The 16,742-nt window shown below is 46.1% G+C and carries 17 protein-coding genes; all 17 read left to right on the top strand.

Translation table 11 applies throughout. The features are described 5' to 3' along the window. The first annotated feature begins 95 nt into the window (after positions 1-95). The 17 genes from rnc (at position 96) to sucD (ending at position 16,714) form a co-directional block, all read left to right on the top strand. Complete coding sequence (gene rnc / locus ACFPRA_RS06155) at positions 96-860, top strand: ribonuclease III (RefSeq protein WP_370642868.1); 765 nt, start codon at positions 96-98, stop codon at positions 858-860. A 2-nt stretch (positions 861-862) separates the two neighbouring features. Continuing rightward, positions 863-4,420 carry a chromosome segregation protein SMC gene (gene smc / locus ACFPRA_RS06150; RefSeq protein WP_381431771.1) on the top strand — a complete coding sequence of 1,186 codons (3,558 nt, stop codon included), beginning with the start codon at positions 863-865 and terminating at the stop codon, positions 4,418-4,420. Between the two features lie 14 nt (positions 4,421-4,434). After that, positions 4,435-5,430 (top strand): signal recognition particle-docking protein FtsY, encoded by a 996-nt coding sequence (gene ftsY, locus ACFPRA_RS06145; protein ID WP_381431769.1) that lies wholly within the window; start codon positions 4,435-4,437, stop codon positions 5,428-5,430. A gap of 73 nt (positions 5,431-5,503) precedes the next feature. Beyond that, positions 5,504-5,836 (top strand): putative DNA-binding protein, encoded by a 333-nt coding sequence (locus tag ACFPRA_RS06140; RefSeq protein WP_381434767.1) that lies wholly within the window; start codon positions 5,504-5,506, stop codon positions 5,834-5,836. A 14-nt stretch (positions 5,837-5,850) separates the two neighbouring features. Next, positions 5,851-7,206, top strand: a complete 1,356-nt coding sequence (gene ffh, locus ACFPRA_RS06135) for a signal recognition particle protein (RefSeq protein WP_381431767.1) — start codon at positions 5,851-5,853, stop codon at positions 7,204-7,206. Positions 7,207-7,427: 221 nt separating this feature from the next. After that, positions 7,428-7,700 carry a 30S ribosomal protein S16 gene (gene rpsP / locus ACFPRA_RS06130; RefSeq protein ID WP_203246201.1) on the top strand — a complete coding sequence of 91 codons (273 nt, stop codon included), beginning with the start codon at positions 7,428-7,430 and terminating at the stop codon, positions 7,698-7,700. Between the two features lie 15 nt (positions 7,701-7,715). Then, positions 7,716-7,949, top strand: coding sequence for a KH domain-containing protein (locus ACFPRA_RS06125; RefSeq protein WP_381431765.1), 234 nt, complete (start codon positions 7,716-7,718; stop codon positions 7,947-7,949). Positions 7,950-8,026: 77 nt separating this feature from the next. Further along, on the top strand, positions 8,027-8,542 hold the full coding sequence (gene rimM / locus ACFPRA_RS06120; protein WP_381431763.1) for a ribosome maturation factor RimM: 516 nt from the start codon (positions 8,027-8,029) through the stop codon (positions 8,540-8,542). Beyond that, on the top strand, positions 8,542-9,279 hold the full coding sequence (trmD, locus tag ACFPRA_RS06115; protein ID WP_381434764.1) for a tRNA (guanosine(37)-N1)-methyltransferase TrmD: 738 nt from the start codon (positions 8,542-8,544) through the stop codon (positions 9,277-9,279). The genes rimM and trmD overlap by 1 nt, the downstream gene beginning before the upstream one ends. 132 nt (positions 9,280-9,411) lie before the next feature. Then, complete coding sequence (gene rplS / locus ACFPRA_RS06110; RefSeq protein WP_239388849.1) at positions 9,412-9,756, top strand: 50S ribosomal protein L19; 345 nt, start codon at positions 9,412-9,414, stop codon at positions 9,754-9,756. A 107-nt stretch (positions 9,757-9,863) separates the two neighbouring features. Continuing rightward, entirely contained in the window at positions 9,864-10,421 is a 558-nt protein-coding gene (gene lepB, locus ACFPRA_RS06105) for a signal peptidase I (RefSeq protein WP_381431760.1), read from the top strand. 18 nt (positions 10,422-10,439) lie between these two features. Further along, the gene (ylqF, locus tag ACFPRA_RS06100) at positions 10,440-11,321 is read left to right on the top strand and encodes a ribosome biogenesis GTPase YlqF (RefSeq protein ID WP_381431758.1); all 882 of its coding nucleotides are present in this window, start codon (positions 10,440-10,442) and stop codon (positions 11,319-11,321) included. A gap of 139 nt (positions 11,322-11,460) precedes the next feature. Next, entirely contained in the window at positions 11,461-12,240 is a 780-nt protein-coding gene (locus ACFPRA_RS06095; protein WP_381431756.1) for a ribonuclease HII, read from the top strand. Beyond that, complete coding sequence (locus ACFPRA_RS06090; RefSeq protein ID WP_381431753.1) at positions 12,237-14,231, top strand: hypothetical protein; 1,995 nt, start codon at positions 12,237-12,239, stop codon at positions 14,229-14,231. Before ACFPRA_RS06095 ends, ACFPRA_RS06090 begins: the two co-directional genes overlap by 4 nt. Beyond that, positions 14,228-14,515 (top strand): EscU/YscU/HrcU family type III secretion system export apparatus switch protein, encoded by a 288-nt coding sequence (locus tag ACFPRA_RS06085; RefSeq protein ID WP_381431751.1) that lies wholly within the window; start codon positions 14,228-14,230, stop codon positions 14,513-14,515. Before ACFPRA_RS06090 ends, ACFPRA_RS06085 begins: the two co-directional genes overlap by 4 nt. Positions 14,516-14,631: 116 nt before the next feature. Next, a complete protein-coding gene (gene sucC, locus ACFPRA_RS06080) occupies positions 14,632-15,792 on the top strand; it encodes an ADP-forming succinate--CoA ligase subunit beta (protein WP_381431748.1) in 1,161 nt (386 codons plus the stop codon). A 19-nt stretch (positions 15,793-15,811) separates the two neighbouring features. Further along, a complete protein-coding gene (gene sucD, locus ACFPRA_RS06075) occupies positions 15,812-16,714 on the top strand; it encodes a succinate--CoA ligase subunit alpha (protein WP_381431746.1) in 903 nt (300 codons plus the stop codon). Positions 16,715-16,742 lie beyond the last annotated feature (28 nt).

The raw sequence follows: 16,742 nt of genomic DNA, 5'->3' as shown, positions 1-16,742 counted from the left end.
AGCGTCTCTTTTCACTTTTCCATGAAACCCTTTTGCACTAATCCATTGGAAAGGGTAAAATTATATGCATTAAGTACTGAAAGGCAGAGTCGGAAATGAATAATAGACGAATGAATGTAAGAAATGCAAATGCAACACTTCCGTTAGCAATTCGTAAAAAGTTTGATGAACTACAAGAAAGATTGGGAATCCCGTTTAATAACCATGCACTTTTGTATAATGCTTTCACCCATTCATCCTATGTGAATGAGCATCGAAGAAAAAAATTCACCGATAATGAGCGGCTCGAGTTTTTAGGGGATGCAGTCTTGGAACTGGGGGTTTCCCGCTATTTGTACTCGACAGAGCCGACGATGACAGAAGGTGAATTGACGAAATTGAGAGCGGCCATTGTCTGTGAACCGTCCCTTGTTAAATTTTCTAATGAGCTTGGATTTGGAAATTATATCCTGCTCGGGAAAGGGGAGGAACAAACAGGCGGAAGGATGCGTCCTGCATTATTGGCAGACGTTTTCGAGGCATTTATCGGCGCGTTGTATATAGACCAGGGAATGGAAGCGGTCACTCCTTTTCTTGAAAAAGTGGTTTTTCCAAAAATCAGTGTCGGTGCTTTTTCGCATGTGATGGATTACAAGAGCCGTCTGCAGGAAATCGTCCAGCAGAATAATAATGGGCAACTTCAGTATGAAATTATCGAAGAGAAGGGTCCTGCCCATGCGAAAAAGTTCGTGACGGTTGTTCGTTTAGGCGGACATGATCTCGGTACCGGTCTTGGGAAATCGAAAAAGGAAGCCGAACAGGAGGCTGCCCGTCACGCGATTCAGGAATTGAAGAGTCGGCAGGTTGAAGGGGAGAACTGAGTGTGTTTTTAAAAAGATTGGAAATAATGGGCTTCAAATCATTTGCAGAACGCGTCGGGGTGGATTTTGTACCCGGCGTGACTGCAGTTGTCGGACCGAATGGCAGTGGGAAAAGCAATGTGACAGATGCCATTCGATGGGTTCTTGGTGAGCAATCTGCGAAGACCCTCCGCGGTTCGAAAATGGAAGATGTCATTTTCGCGGGTAGTGATTCCCGGAAAGCACTTAACTTTGCAGAAGTAACGCTTATTCTTGACAATAGCAAAGGGCTTTTTCCGCTCGATTATACGGAAATCAGCGTAAGCAGAAGGGTATTCCGTTCGGGGGAAAGTGTCTATCTGCTAAATGGGCAACCCTGCAGGTTAAAAGATATCAATGATACGTTTATGGATTCAGGCCTTGGAAAAGAAGCATTTTCATTGATTTCACAAGGTCGTGTCGATGAAGTATTGAATAGTCGCCCCGAAGATAGACGGGTCATCTTTGACGAGGCGGCTGGGGTATTGAAATATAAGACGAGGAAGAAGAAAGCGGAGCACAAGTTATTTGAAACGGAAGACAATTTGGATCGGGTCCTTGATATTTTGAAGGAGCTCGATACGCGGATTGAGCCGCTCCAAAAAAGTGCAGAAGCGGCTGAACGACATCAGGCGCTTTCCGAGGAAATAAGGGAAGCGGATGTGATGCTGTTAAATTATGATGCGAAGGAATTGCATCACGAAATTATGGAAAAAGCCGAAGAGGCAAAAAAGATTCGACAAGATAAAGACCGGCTTGAAGCCGAGACGGAAAAATCCGAGGAACAATCGACTGCCTTAAAGAGCCAGCTTGCACAGGTCGATCAGGAATTGGATGAGTTGCAGCAGAAGCTGGTCGAAATGAGTGCGAATGTGGAAAAATGGGAAGGCAGACGGCTGCTCTCATTGGAAAAACAGCGTAATACGGACCAACAACTGGAACGGCTACGGCTGGAACTCGAGACGGCCGAAAAGTCGAAAATCGAGCTGGCATCGAAATTGGGAGCCGCGCGTGAAAAATGGCAGGCATCTGTATCCGAATATGAAAAAACAGCTGAAGAAATGGATGGTATTTCCCATATATTGAAGCGTTCGGTAAAAGAAACGGAAAACGAGATCGAAGAATTGAAGTCCACGTATATCGAACGATTGAATGAAGAAGCGACCCTCCGCAATGATCTGAAACATATAGAGGAAAGGCTGGAAGGTGAAAAAACTTCTTCGGAAAGGATTCACCAACAGTCTTCCCGATTGAAAGTTCAGCTCGCACAACTGATGGAAGAGAAATCAGGCAAGGAGAAGAGCCTAGCCGAATTGAAAAAGAAATTGAAAGAAGCCGACTCGACGTACCGCACGTCTTCGCAAACGTTACAGAAAACGGAGTCCGATCTTCGCGTGCAGCAGGAATTCATGCAGAAGGCTTTCAATAAGCAACATGAAATGCAAGGACGTTTGCGTGCATTGGAAAGCATGGAAGCGGATTTCTCAGGCTTCTATTCCGGTGTAAAAGAAGTGCTTGTCGCGAGGAAGTCAGGGAAGTTGCAAGGCATTGATGGTGCTGTCGCTGAATTGATCTCTGTCGAGAAGGGCTATGTAAAAGCGGTGGAAACCGCTCTAGGTGCTGCAATGCAACATATTGTGACGGCAACGGAATCAGAAGCGCGCAAAGCGATCGGTTACTTGAAAGCGAAAAATGCCGGCCGTGCAACATTTTTGCCGCGTGATGTGATGAAGTCCAGAAAGCTTCAGCCAACTGCCCTGCGTACTGTGGAACAACACCCGGAATTCATCGGTACGGCTGATGGACTCGTCCAGACTGACGAAACCTATCGAATCATTACGGAAAACTTGCTAGGCAATACGATCGTTGCTAAAACACTTGAAGGTGCATCTGCTATTGCCAAAGCATTGGGCTACCGTTACCGTATCGTGACGATCGATGGGGATGTCGTCAATGCGGGCGGTTCACTGACAGGTGGCGGCGTCAAAGGACAGGCCACTGTTTTCACACGCAAAGCGGAACTGGAAACATTGAAAGAGCAGCTTGTCCGAATGACAGCGACAATCGAAACAGCGACTGCGAAAATCGGCGATACGAAGATGGATGTCGCCAAGTTGCTGCATGATACCGAGCAGTACCGTTCCCTTGTAGAGAGTCTTCAAATTGAATTGACCGCAGCGGAATCTGGAATCCGTGAGACGGAAATTGCCATCCGATCGATTGAATCGGAAGTGGCTATGACGGAAATGGGAAGACAGGGCGTGGAAAGTACCGGTTCAGAGCTTTTGAAAAAGAAAGCAGACCTATTGGAACAGCATCTTAACGTCCAAAACGAACTGGAAGCGATCCAAGCTGAAGTTGCTTCGTTAGAACGGTTGGCTACGGACCGGCGGAATGAGGAAACCGTGTTGACGAGCCGCTATAATGAGCTACGGGAGAAAATTGCTACACTTCGTGAACAGAAAACGTATCAGCAGACCGCTATCCATGATCTGGAACAGGCGGTTGCACAAAACGAACAGAAACGGACCTCATTGAATGAGGAAATGCAATTTCTCACTGGAAATGATGGCATCGGAGAATTGACTGCTGAAGATATCGATAGTCAAATCGGACAAGCTAACGACGAAAAGGAAAGCATTGAACTGGCAATTACAGCCGGCAGAGAGCGGCGTGTCACCTTGGCGGGCCTTTTGGATGAAGGGGGCATGCAATTGCGTCAACTTCGAGAAAAGGCGGGGGAAGCAGTTGCCGCGCTGAATACGGTGACGGTTTACATATCTCGGCTTGAGGTGAAATATGAAGCGGTGTTACAGCGGCTCTTGCATGATTATGGTCTTTATCCGGATTTGGAGCTTGCCGTGGATTTCGACGAGCAGCGGATGCGTGAAAAAGTAGAAACGTTAAAACAGGCTTTAGCGGCTCTAGGACCGGTTAACCCGGGGGCGATCGAAGAGTATCAAGAAGTGTCGGAAAGGCATGCATTTTTGACTGAACAGCGGAATGATTTGCTGGAAGCCAAAAACACATTGCATGAAGCGATGACAGAGATGGATACTGAAATGACGATGCGGTTTTCAACGACTTTCAATGCTGTGCAAAACCGATTCCAGCACGTTTTCAAGGAGATGTTTGGTGGTGGGGATGCAAATCTCGTTCTGACGGATCCGAAGAACTTGCTTGAAACGGGTGTAGATATTGTTGCGCGTCCACCTGGGAAGAAGCAGCAGAATTTGAGCTTGCTATCAGGGGGAGAACGGGCATTAACCGCCATTGCATTGTTGTTTTCAATCATCGAAGTGCGCCCTGTTCCTTTCTGTATTTTGGATGAAGTTGAGGCTGCGCTTGATGAAGCGAATGTCGTTCGATACAGTAAATATTTGAAGAAATTCTCGGAGAAGACGCAGTTCATCGTCATTACACACCGCAAAGGGACGATGGAAGGAGCGGATGTGCTTTACGGAATTACGATGCAGGAATCCGGCGTATCGAAACTCATTTCCGTGAAAATTTCCGAAGTGCCAGAAGAAGCGATGATATAAAGGAGCGGATCACTTTGTCTTTTTTTAGAAAGTTAAAGGAAAAAATAACAGGTACCAACGAGGCGGTTACAGAGAAATTTAAAGACGGTTTAGCGAAAACGCGGGATTCATTCACTTCCAAGGTGAATGATCTTGTCGCTCGTTTCCGGGAAGTGGATGAAGAGTTTTTCGAGGAATTGGAAGAGCTTTTATTGCAAGCGGATGTCGGTTTTGAAACCGTCATGGAGCTGATCGATCAGCTGAAGCTTGAAGTGCAACGGAAAAACATTAAAGATACTGCAAGTATTCAGTCCGTCATTTCGGAAAAACTGGTGGAAATCTACCAAGCTGGAGAAGAGATGGAGAGCGGCTTGAATATCCAAGAGGGCGAATTGACCGTCGTTCTTATGGTAGGTGTCAATGGCGTCGGAAAGACGACGACAATCGGTAAACTGGCAGCCCGTCTGATGGCAGAAGGAAAGACGGTCATGCTTGCTGCGGGCGATACATTCAGGGCCGGTGCCATCGATCAATTAGTTGTCTGGGGAGAGCGTGCGGGTGTGGAAGTGATCCGCCAGTCGGAAGGATCGGATCCTGCCGCTGTCATGTATGATGCCATCCGGGCCGCAAAGAACCGGAAAGTGGATGTGTTGATCTGTGATACGGCAGGCCGATTGCAGAATAAAGTGAACTTGATGAATGAGCTGGAAAAAGTGCACCGTGTCATCGGTAAAGAAGTGCCGGGCGCGCCGCATGAAGTGTTGTTGGCCCTTGATGCAACGACAGGTCAAAATGCGCTCGTCCAGGCACAAACCTTTAAAGAAGCGACGAATGTGACAGGGATTGTTTTAACGAAGCTGGATGGAACTGCGAAAGGCGGCATTGTGCTGGCCATCCGACAAAAGTTGAACATCCCGGTGAAATTCGTCGGTCTTGGGGAAGGTGTGGACGATTTGCAGCCGTTCGATCCTGAAAAGTATGTCTACGGCCTTTTCGCGGACGGCTTGGAACTAGAAGAGTCAGACAAGTAATTTAGCTTGACAGAGGACTGCCCTCATACTATGATGGCAATGGAAGAAACAAGTGGGGGAGGCAAGGCAAGTGGTGCTAGAAAAAACGACACGCATTAACTTCCTCTTCGATTTTTATCAGTCACTACTGACGGATAAACAGCGACTGTATATGCAACTCTATTATTTGGATGACTTATCCCTCGGCGAAATCGCGGGGGAATACGATGTATCCCGTCAAGCAGTCTACGACAATGTGCGTAGGACGGAAGCGATGCTCGAAGACTATGAAACAAAATTACAACTGTTTTCGAAATTCCAAAGACGGATTGAAATTGTAGAAAAGCTAGAACACCTCATTCCGGAATCGGATGAGCGTTCGGAGTCGTTCAGGGAGCTATTGAACTTATTAAAAGAGAATGATTAGGGGAGGCTCTATGCATGGCATTTGAAGGATTAGCCGAGCGCCTGCAAGGGACGCTTCAGAAAATAACGGGCAAAGGGAAAATCAATGAAGCGGACGTCAAAGCGATGATGCGTGAAGTCCGATTTGCATTGATCGAAGCGGATGTCAACTTGAAAGTTGTCAAGGAATTCGTTAAAACGGTCAGTGAGCGCGCTGTAGGACAGGACGTCATGAAGAGCTTGACGCCAGGGCAGCAAGTCGTGAAAATCGTCAAAGACGAGCTGACATCCTTAATGGGCGGCGAACAGAACCCGATTCAATTTGCGCGCAAATCGCCGACAGTTATTATGATGGTCGGTCTTCAAGGGGCAGGGAAAACGACGACGACCGGGAAATTGGCAACAGTCCTGCGCAAACGTCACAATAAGAAACCGCTTCTCGTTGCGGCCGACGTTTATAGACCGGCCGCTATCCAGCAGTTGGAAACACTCGGCAAGCAGTTGACGATGCCGGTATTTTCACTTGGCACCGAGGTATCGCCCGTTGACATCGTCCGCCAAGCTTTGGCAGAAGCGGAAAAAGAGCATCATGATGTCGTCATTGTCGATACGGCGGGCCGCTTACATGTTGACGAAGACTTGATGCAAGAATTGAAGGATATCCGTGAGCTTAGTAAGCCGGATGAAGTATTCCTCGTTGTTGATGCGATGACAGGGCAAGACGCTGTCAATGTCGCCCAACACTTTGACGAAGCAGTCGGCATCACAGGTGTCGTCTTGACGAAACTGGATGGGGATACGCGTGGTGGTGCAGCACTATCCATCCGTTCCGTCACCCAAAAACCGATTAAATTTGTCGGGATGGGCGAAAAGATGGATGCACTTGAACCGTTTCATCCGGAACGTATGGCATCCCGGATTCTTGGTATGGGGGATGTCATGTCGCTCATTGAAAAAGCGCAGGAGAATGTCGATGAGGAAAAGGCGAAGGAGATGGAGCAGAAACTTCGGACTCAGTCGTTCACACTTGATGACTTCCTCGATCAGCTTCAACAAGTGAAGAAGATGGGGCCTCTCGACGAACTTCTGAAAATGATGCCCGGGGCCAATAAAATCAAAGGTCTCGAAAATGCCAAAGTCGATGAAAGTCAGATGGGGCGCGTCGAAGCGGTGATCCAATCGATGACCAAGGCGGAGCGCACTACACCGGAAATCATCAATGCGAATCGCCGTAAACGGATTGCGAAAGGTTCGGGGACATCCATTCAGGAAGTGAACCGTTTGTTGAAACAATTCGAAGACATGAAGAAAATGGTCAAACAGATGACCAATATGCAACAAAAAGGCAAGAAAAAAATGAAAATGCCTGGATTTGATTCATTCTTTAAATGAAAAGCGCAGGGCGCCTGCTTATTAAAGGAACGCAGTCTAAGTACGCGACGTCCTGTCGCGACGACTGTGTAACTCACATCCTGTGAGCCTCCGAGCATCTGGCGCCTGGAGTCTAGACATTTTAAATGAAATTTAAGGTGTTAAGAAAAAACACTTTACAAACATGAGAAAGCTTGATAATATACTATCTTGTGTGAAACTATTCGGAGGTGCAAGAAATAATGTCAGTTAAAATTCGTCTTAAACGTATGGGAGCAAAGAAAACTCCTTTCTATCGTATTGTAGTTGCAGATTCACGTTCACCACGTGATGGTCGCCAAATCGAAACAGTTGGAACTTACAACCCGCTTACAAAACCTGCGGAAGTAAAAATCAACGAAGAGTTGGCACTTAAATGGCTTCAAAACGGTGCAAAGCCATCTGATACAGTACGCAACCTGTTTTCTGATCAAGGCATCATGGAGAAATTCCATAACGCTAAACACGGTAAATAATCAGGAGGTGTGTCCATGAAGCAGCTGATTGAAACGATCGTTAAACCGTTAGTCGATATTCCCGGGGATGTCCGGGTTGTTATGGATGAGCACGATAATCGTGTCGTCTACAAACTATCCGTCAATCCCACGGACATGGGAAAAGTAATCGGCAAGCAGGGGCGTGTAGCGAAAGCGATCCGTACTATTGTTTATTCAGCAGCAGGCAACCACCACAACAAAAAGGTTTTTATCGATATCATTGATTAAGACAAAAAAAGGAAGGAGCCTATGTTCCTTCTTTTTTTGTCTATTCGATTACTTTAATAGGAAAGTCGGTGTCAGTTATGCAGTGGTTCAATGTCGGTAAAATCGTGAATACGCATGGCATTCGCGGGGAAGTCCGTGTCATTTCACGCACACACTTTCCTGAAGAGCGCTATGCGATCGGAAGCGAGCTTGCGCTTTTCATGCCAGGAAGCAAAACGCCTATTCATTTGACAGTAGCAAGTCATCGGAAACATAAAAATTTCGACTTATTGACGTTCGAAAATCATCCCAATATTAATGATGTGGAGAAGTATCGGGACGGCATTTTGAAAGTGGCCGAAGATCAGCTCGGTGATTTAGAGGAAGGCGAGTTCTATTACCATGAAATTATCGGTTGTGAAGTTTTCACGCTGGAAGATGCACCTATCGGCAAAGTGACAGAAATCCTGGAGACGGGTGCAAATGATGTGTGGACCGTGACACCTGAAAAAGGGAAGCCGCATTATATACCTTACATCGCCGATATTGTTAAAGAAATCGACGTTGACAACAAAAAAATCGTCATTGATGCGATAGAAGGACTTCTTTCATGATGAAAATCGATGTATTATCATTGTTTCCCGAAATGTTTGAAGGGGTGCTTCATTCGTCCATTATGAAAAAAGCGCAGGAAAATAGTGCCGTATCATTTGATGTGACCGATTTCCGTGATTTCGCTACGAATAAGCACCGGAAAGTCGATGATTATCCATATGGTGGCGGAGCGGGGATGGTGTTGAAACCGGAACCTCTCTTCGCTGCTGTCGAAGCTGTATCGGCAGAAGCGGAAAAGCCGCCGCGTGTCATCCTCATGTGTCCACAAGGCGAGCGTTTTACGCAGAAGAAAGCGGAAGAGCTTGCTACCGAAGAGCATCTTGTCTTCGTCTGTGGCCATTATGAAGGGTATGATGAACGGATCCGTCAGCATTTGGTGACAGACGAGTTATCGCTCGGTGATTTTGTGTTGACCGGTGGAGAGATTGCTGCCATGGCCATCATCGATAGTGTCGTCAGACTGTTGCCGGAAGTGCTCGGCAATGCCGATTCATCCGTTCTGGATTCATTTTCTACTGGATTGCTCGAACATCCGCAATATACTCGCCCCGCTAACTTTAATGGGCTGGAAGTGCCGCCTGTCCTCTTGTCCGGCAATCATGCCGAAATCGAAAAATGGCGGGAAGAGCAAGCTCTACTTCGAACGTTCGAGCGTAGAAAAGATTTGCTCAAAGAAGCCCCGTTAACTGCGCATCAGCGACAATTGCTCGATCAATTGGAGAATGAAAAAAAATAGACGGATTGCCTTGCACCTACCTGCCATCTGTGATACTATCTACTATGTACTTTCATGTGAAGTGCATACTGACGGTGTTCCGCTGCAAAGGCAAGAAGTGCAAGAGCATCTGTGGAGAAGGAGAGAAAAACAATGCAAAACCTAATTGCAGAAATTACAAAAGATCAGCTACGTGCAGATCACCCATCTTTCCGTGCAGGAGATACAGTTCGTTTGCACGTGAAAATCGTTGAGGGAACGCGTGAGCGTATCCAAATTTTCGAAGGTGTTGTTATCAAACGTCGCGGAGGCGGAATCAGTGAAACATTCACAGTCCGTAAAATCTCCAACGGTGTAGGCGTTGAGCGTACATTCCCTGTACACACACCGAAAATCGCTAAACTTGAAGTGACTCGTCGTGGTAAAGTACGTCGTGCGAAATTGTACTACCTTCGCAGCCTGCGCGGAAAAGCCGCTCGTATCAAAGAAATCCGATAACAAAAAGCGAAGATTCAGGAGGCCAACCAATCGGCCTCCTTTCTTTTTGCCTCAAATATGATTAGGTTGTACAATAAGGACAGTAGGATGTGCAGGAGGCTTTGTCAATGAAAGAAGAAAAGAAAAAAAGTGAATCATGGGAATGGCTAAAAGCATTATTAATCGCGTTCGGTCTTGCGGCGGTGATTCGGATATTCCTTTTCACGCCAATTGTCGTAGATGGTGAATCCATGATGCCGACATTAGAAAATGGTGACCGGATGATTGTCAATAAAATCGGCTATACAATCGGGAAGCCGGACCGGTTTGATATCGTCGTATTCCATGCGGAAGAACAAAAGGATTATATTAAGCGAGTGATCGGATTGCCTGGGGATAAGGTGGAATATCGCGATGATGTTTTGTACATTAACGGAGAGCCTTATGACGAACCCTATCTTGATCAATACAAAGCGGAAGTGATCGACAGTCCCTTGACGGAAGATTTTACATTGGAAGAGAAAATCCAAAGTGCAACGGTTCCTGAAGGACATGTTTTTGTCATGGGGGATAATCGTAGAAAAAGTAAAGATTCCAGACACATCGGAGCCGTCGCAATCGATGAAATCATCGGCAGCACGAAAGTCGTTTTTTGGCCGATCAAAGATTTCGGAATCGTCAAATGATGTAAAGGAGCTGATAGCATGACGATTCAATGGTTTCCCGGTCATATGGCGAAAGCGCGGCGGGAAGTAACCGAGCAGTTGAAATTAGTAGATATTGTATTTGAATTGATTGACGCAAGGCTTCCGCTCTCTTCAAGGAACCCGATGATTGATCAAGTCATTCATCAGAAGCCTAGATTGCTGATCCTGAATAAGATGGATCTTGCAGATCAAACGGAAACAACGAGATGGATCCGTTATTTCGAAAAGCAAGGAATCCGTGCTGTTGCCATCAATTCATTTGAAGGAAAAGGGCTTCAAGCTGTCACAAAGGCCGCCAAGGAAATTTTGGAACCTAAGCTCGAGAGGATGCGGAAAAGAGGGATCCGTCCGGGCGCAATCCGTGCAATGATTGTAGGTATTCCGAACGTTGGCAAGTCGACATTGATCAATCGGCTGGCGAAGAAAAACATTGCGAAAACAGGCAATAAGCCTGGCGTGACGAAAGCCCAGCAATGGATCAAGTTCGGTAAGGAACTTGAACTTTTGGATACACCAGGGATTTTATGGCCGAAGTTTGAAGACAAAGAAGTAGGCTACAAACTTGCCCTGACAGGTGCGATTAAAGATACGATCGTCAATATGGAAGATTTAGCTGTTTATGGACTCCGTTTCCTAGAGGAAAATTATCCGGACCGGTTACTGGAAAGATACGGATTGTCGACGATAGGCGAAGATCTTCTTCATGTATTCGATCAGATTGGCACATTGCGTAAAGTATACACGACAGGTGGAGAAGTCGAATATGACAAAGTGGCGGAATTGATCGTCCACGATATCCGCAACGAAAATCTTGGGAAGTTGACATTCGACTTCACCTCACAGCAACCTCACGAATTGGCCGATGCCGACACGGATTAATATCCGCGGCAATCGGCTTTTCTCTTTATCTTCATAAGCAATTAGCTCGAAACTTGCTTTCGATTGCCGATATAAGAAAAAAGCGAAACAACGATATACGCGCATCGAACAAACAGCCTGTAAGTGGAAGGTGGATACAATGAATACGATTAAAGAAATTACGGAGAGGCTCAATCAGACGGGCGAACGGGAAGCTTGGATGGCAGAGCTTGTACAAGATACAAGGGCGGGTGTAAAAAATGCCCTTGCGCGTTGGGAAAGACAATATGAGAAACGGCAAGAAAAAGAACGGAACCATGCTGAGAAAATAGCGTTTGATAGGTCGTTTGCGCCGTTTGATGGAGCGATGGTTGCGGGGGTCGATGAAGCGGGCAGAGGACCGTTAGCGGGGCCTGTCGTCACTGCAACGGTTATTTTACCGAACGAAGTCCCGGAGCTGGTCGGTCTCGATGACTCGAAAACGATTGCCAAAAGTGAGCGGGAGCGATTGGCTCTAGAAATTAAAAAAGTGGCCATTTCCTACGCAGTACATATTCAATCTTCCCAAATCATTGATGAGCTCAATATTTTTGCGGCAACGAAAGCTTCAATGGAGCAAGCAGTCAAAGGGCTTTCGGTTCGGCCAGATTTCGTCATAGCGGATGCGATGCAGTTGGCAACAGATTGTCCGACTGAATCGATCATCAAAGGGGATGCAAAGAGTTTGGCAATTGCGGCGGCTTCCATTTTGGCAAAAACAACAAGGGATGCCATCATGGATGAATTGCATGAGGAATTCCCTGCCTATCAGTTCGGAAAAAATGCCGGTTATGGAACAGCAGAACACCTTGAAGCTTTGCATAAGTTTGGACCTTGCGAACATCATCGAACCAGTTTTGAGCCTGTCAAATCCATGGTGGAAGGAAGGAGAAGACAATGAGCTTTCCTACAATGATTCCGTTAACTGGCCAGCAGATGACGAATGCAGCGTTTCAAAATCGCCCGTTCGTTCTCCATGAAGGTCAGCTATTCCATGGGCAGATCAAACAGCTTTTTCCCGGACAGATGGCGGAAGTTCAAATAGGGGGACAGAAGCTAGTGGCTAACCTTGAAGTGCCGATGAAAGCAGGGGATGCGTATTATTTCCAAGTCTCTTCAGTGAAACCTGAATTGCAGCTAAAAATTATTGCTGGTCCTCTTCAGGCTGCGGAAGGGCAAAGCCATCAACTCGGTAAATTAATGGAGGCTATGCAATTACCGAAGACTCCTGAGATGCAATCCGTATTTGCATTTATCATGAAAAACAAAATTCCGATGACAAGGGAAGGTTTACTGCAGGCGGCAAACTTGTTAAAGGATGTTCCAGCTAATCTTCGCAATGAGGCGTTGGCATCCATTCAAAGGTTAGCGGACCTGAAATTGCCGTTCACTGAATCGATTTTTCGTTCATTGCTCGGAGTGGAAGCGAAGGAAAGTACACATGCCCTCCTTTCCACATTGAAGGCGACGTTAGTAGCGGATGCAATGATTCCATCCCAACAGAAAGAAGGCATTCTAACGGCACTTGACAGAATGGTGAAACCGTTTGCGCAGTCGACAGGAGGCGTGTTCCTTGGTCAAGCGGTATTGACATTGCTCAATCAAATCGAAAGTCCGGAGAATCGATTTGCCATCTTGCAAGTATTGAAAAGCGCAGGTATCTTACCAGCACGGGCATCGCTTGCGAACTTGCAACAAGTATTGTCCGAGTCAATGACACGCGGAGGAATTGTTCAGCAGGGAAACAACACGGCTCCCACACAATTTTCAGGTCCATCAACAGCGACAGATATGAATAATCCTTCTGTCCAAACGTCATCCACTTCCACTACTGAACCGACAACTGAACGATTGATAGCAGCTCTCCGACAAATTGTGCAAGCTACATCGACACAAACAACCCCTGATATTTCCAATTTGAAAGCGCTTGTTGCGGCAGATCGAGAAATGAACAGTCAGCAAAAGGCGATGCTACTGCCGATAATCGATCGTCTGACAGAAAGTCGGCCATCGCATCAAGCAACGATGGAATTTGTACGGGAATTCACCAATACACTTTTGAAAGTGACGTCGGAAAATGCGATCGCCACCCCTTTCGGACAACATGCGTCATCGGAAGGGAGCGCCGCTAAATTACTGTCATTGCTTTATCAACAGGCTTCACAACAAAGTGCTGAAAAAATGACAGCGGTCATACAGATTGCAGGGCGTTCCGATAATCCAGCGATTCAAAAGATGGTGCAAATGGCTGATGCCGCAGTAGCTACAGCCATTGACGGCAAAGTGATGAAGGACGCATTACAAGCGGTCATTCGTTCGTCAGGCTTCAATTATGAAGCGGAACTTGCTGGCAAGGAACTGGAGCCTAACCGGCTGATGGATGCAGTGAAGCCACAATTAGTCAAGCTTTTGCAAAGTTCGATGCTATCCTCGGCTGTGCGTGAGGCGACGGAAAACGTTGTCATGCGTATGAATGGACCGTTGTTGCAATCCGGAGAAACCGGCGTGCAACATCAACTCGTTATGCAAGTACCGCTGGACATTTTGGGCAAGCGGATTGATTCGACATTGCAATGGCGTGGGAGGATGAAAGAAAACGGGCAAATCGATTCCGATTTTGCGCGCGTTCTATTTTATCTTGATTTGGCATCGATGAACCAAACTGTGATTGATATGCAAGTACAAAATCGCGTTGTTACAGTAACCGTTTTCAATGAGGACGATACGCTTCAGGCGGTGGCTCTCCCCTTGCAAAATAAGTTGAAAGACGGACTAGAAACAGCCGGTTACCGCCTGTCAGGAATCTTTTTCAAACCTTTTGTCGAAGAAAAGAAACCATTGCAGAACAAACAACGACCGTCCGACGGTCAAGGGGTTGATGTTCGAATATGAACGAAGAACGGCAAATCCGCAAAGAGGCGGTTGCCCTATCGTATGATCCGATTGCGGGAGTTGCACCTAAAGTGACGGCGAAAGGGAAAGGGAAAATCGCAGAAAAGATTCTAGAAAAAGCGCAAGAGAATGCTATTCCTATTCAAGAAGATCCGAGTCTAGTTGAAATTCTTGGGCAGCTGAATGTAAACGAATCGATACCTGAAGAACTCTATCAAGCAGTTTCGGAAGTTTTTGCTTATATTTATCAAGTGGATCGAGCGCATGGTTTACGAAAAAAATAACTGAATTTCGACAAATTTCAGGAGTTGGGAATCAATTGTGGACATTGTTTGACATCTTTACTACAATGAATAAGGCAGTAAATTATTGAGATACAAGTTTGATTGGAGGATGTAAGATGAATATCCATGAATATCAAGGGAAACAGCTACTAAGAGATTATGGAGTAGCAGTTTCGAACGGCCTTGTTGCTTTTTCTCCGGAAGAGGCAGTTAAAGCTGCGAAGGAATTGGGAACGGACGTCATCGTTGTGAAAGCACAAATCCATGCGGGTGGCCGCGGAAAAGCGGGCGGTGTCAAGATCGCTAAAAATCTTGACGAAGTGCGCGCTTATGCGGAAGAGCTAATCGGCAAAACACTTGTAACACACCAAACAGGCCCGGAAGGTAAAGAAGTGAAAAGACTTCTTATCGAAGAAGGTTCCGATATTAAAAAAGAATACTACCTTGGACTCGTCCTGGACCGCGCTACAGATCGCGTAACACTTATGGGTTCTGAAGAAGGTGGAATGGATATCGAGGAAGTTGCAGAAGCAACACCTGAAAAAATCTTCAAAGAAGTGATCGATCCGGTTGTTGGTTTGACTGGCTTCCAGGCACGCCGTATGGCTTTCAACATGAATATCCCTGCTCATCTTGTCAATAAAGCAGCGAAATTCATGCTTGGTCTCTATCAAGTATTTACTGAAAAAGATGCATCGATCGTTGAAATCAACCCGCTTGTTGTAACAGGCGATGATAATGTTTTAGCGCTAGATGCAAAATTCAACTTCGATGCAAACGCATTGTATCGTCATAAAGACATCATGGAGCTTCGCGACCTTGATGAAGAAGATGCAAAAGAAATCGAAGCTTCAAAATATGATTTAAGCTATATTTCACTAGATGGCAACATCGGCTGCATGGTCAATGGTGCAGGTCTAGCGATGGCGACAATGGATACGATCAACTACTACGGCGGTTCACCGGCAAACTTCCTTGACGTTGGGGGCGGCGCAACTGCTGAAAAAGTAACAGAAGCATTCAAAATCATCCTATCCGACGAGGCTGTTAAAGGGATTTTCGTCAACATTTTCGGCGGAATCATGAAGTGTGATGTTATCGCAGAAGGCGTCATTGCAGCAGCGAAAGAAGTGGGTCTACAAGTACCACTAGTCGTACGTCTGGAAGGTACAAATGTAGATAAAGGTAAAGCTCTATTGAACGAATCAGGACTTAATATCATCGCCGCAGATTCAATGGCGGACGGTGCACAAAAGATTGTTGAACTCGTAGGCTAAGAAAGGCAGGGACAAACTGATGAGTATTTATATTAACAAAGATACAAAAGTGATCGTACAAGGAATCACAGGTTCTACAGCACTTTTCCATACGCAACAAATGCTAGAGTACGGGACAAAAATCGTCGGTGGTGTAACGCCTGGAAAAGGTGGAACAGAAGCAGCTGGCGTACCTGTTTTCAACACGGTTGAAGAAGCGGTGAAAGCAACAGGCGCAAACGTTTCAGTTATCTACGTACCGGCTCCATTCGCAGCAGATGCGATCATGGAAGCGGTAGATGCAGAATTGGATATGACAATTTGTATTACAGAACATATTCCAGTTCTTGATATGGTAAAAGTAAAACGTTACATGGCTGGCAAAAAGACACGCCTTGTCGGACCGAACTGCCCGGGTGTCATTACTGCTGACGAGTGTAAAATCGGTATTATGCCAGGCTATATCCATACAAAAGGTCATGTGGGTGTTGTTTCGCGTTCTGGAACACTTACATATGAAGCCGTTCACCAACTTTCACAAGCGGGTATCGGTCAAACAACAGCTGTCGGTATTGGTGGAGACCCAGTAAATGGAACAAACTTCATCGATGTTCTAAAAGAATTCAATGAAGACCCTGAAACTTATGCAGTTGTCATGATCGGTGAAATCGGTGGTACAGCTGAAGAAGAAGCGGCTGCTTGGATCGCTGAAAACATGACGAAACCGGTTGTTGGCTTTATCGGCGGACAAACAGCTCCAGAAGGTAAACGTATGGGCCACGCTGGTGCAATCATTTCAGGCGGTAAAGGAACTGCGGCTGAAAAGATCAAAGCGCTCAATGCGGCTGGTGTTGAAACTGCAGATACACCGTCTGTTATCGGTGAAACGTTAATCAAAGTGATTAAAGAAAAAGGTCTATACGACAAGTGTAAAACACATTAATTCAATTCAATCTAATTCAACAAGATGC

Origin of the sequence: Sporosarcina soli (genome assembly GCF_042655805.1) — a bacterium.
Lineage (GTDB): Bacteria > Bacillota > Bacilli > Bacillales_A > Planococcaceae > Sporosarcina > Sporosarcina soli.
Note: the sequence above shows the minus strand (reverse complement) of the source record. Positions and strands in the feature narration are given on the sequence as shown.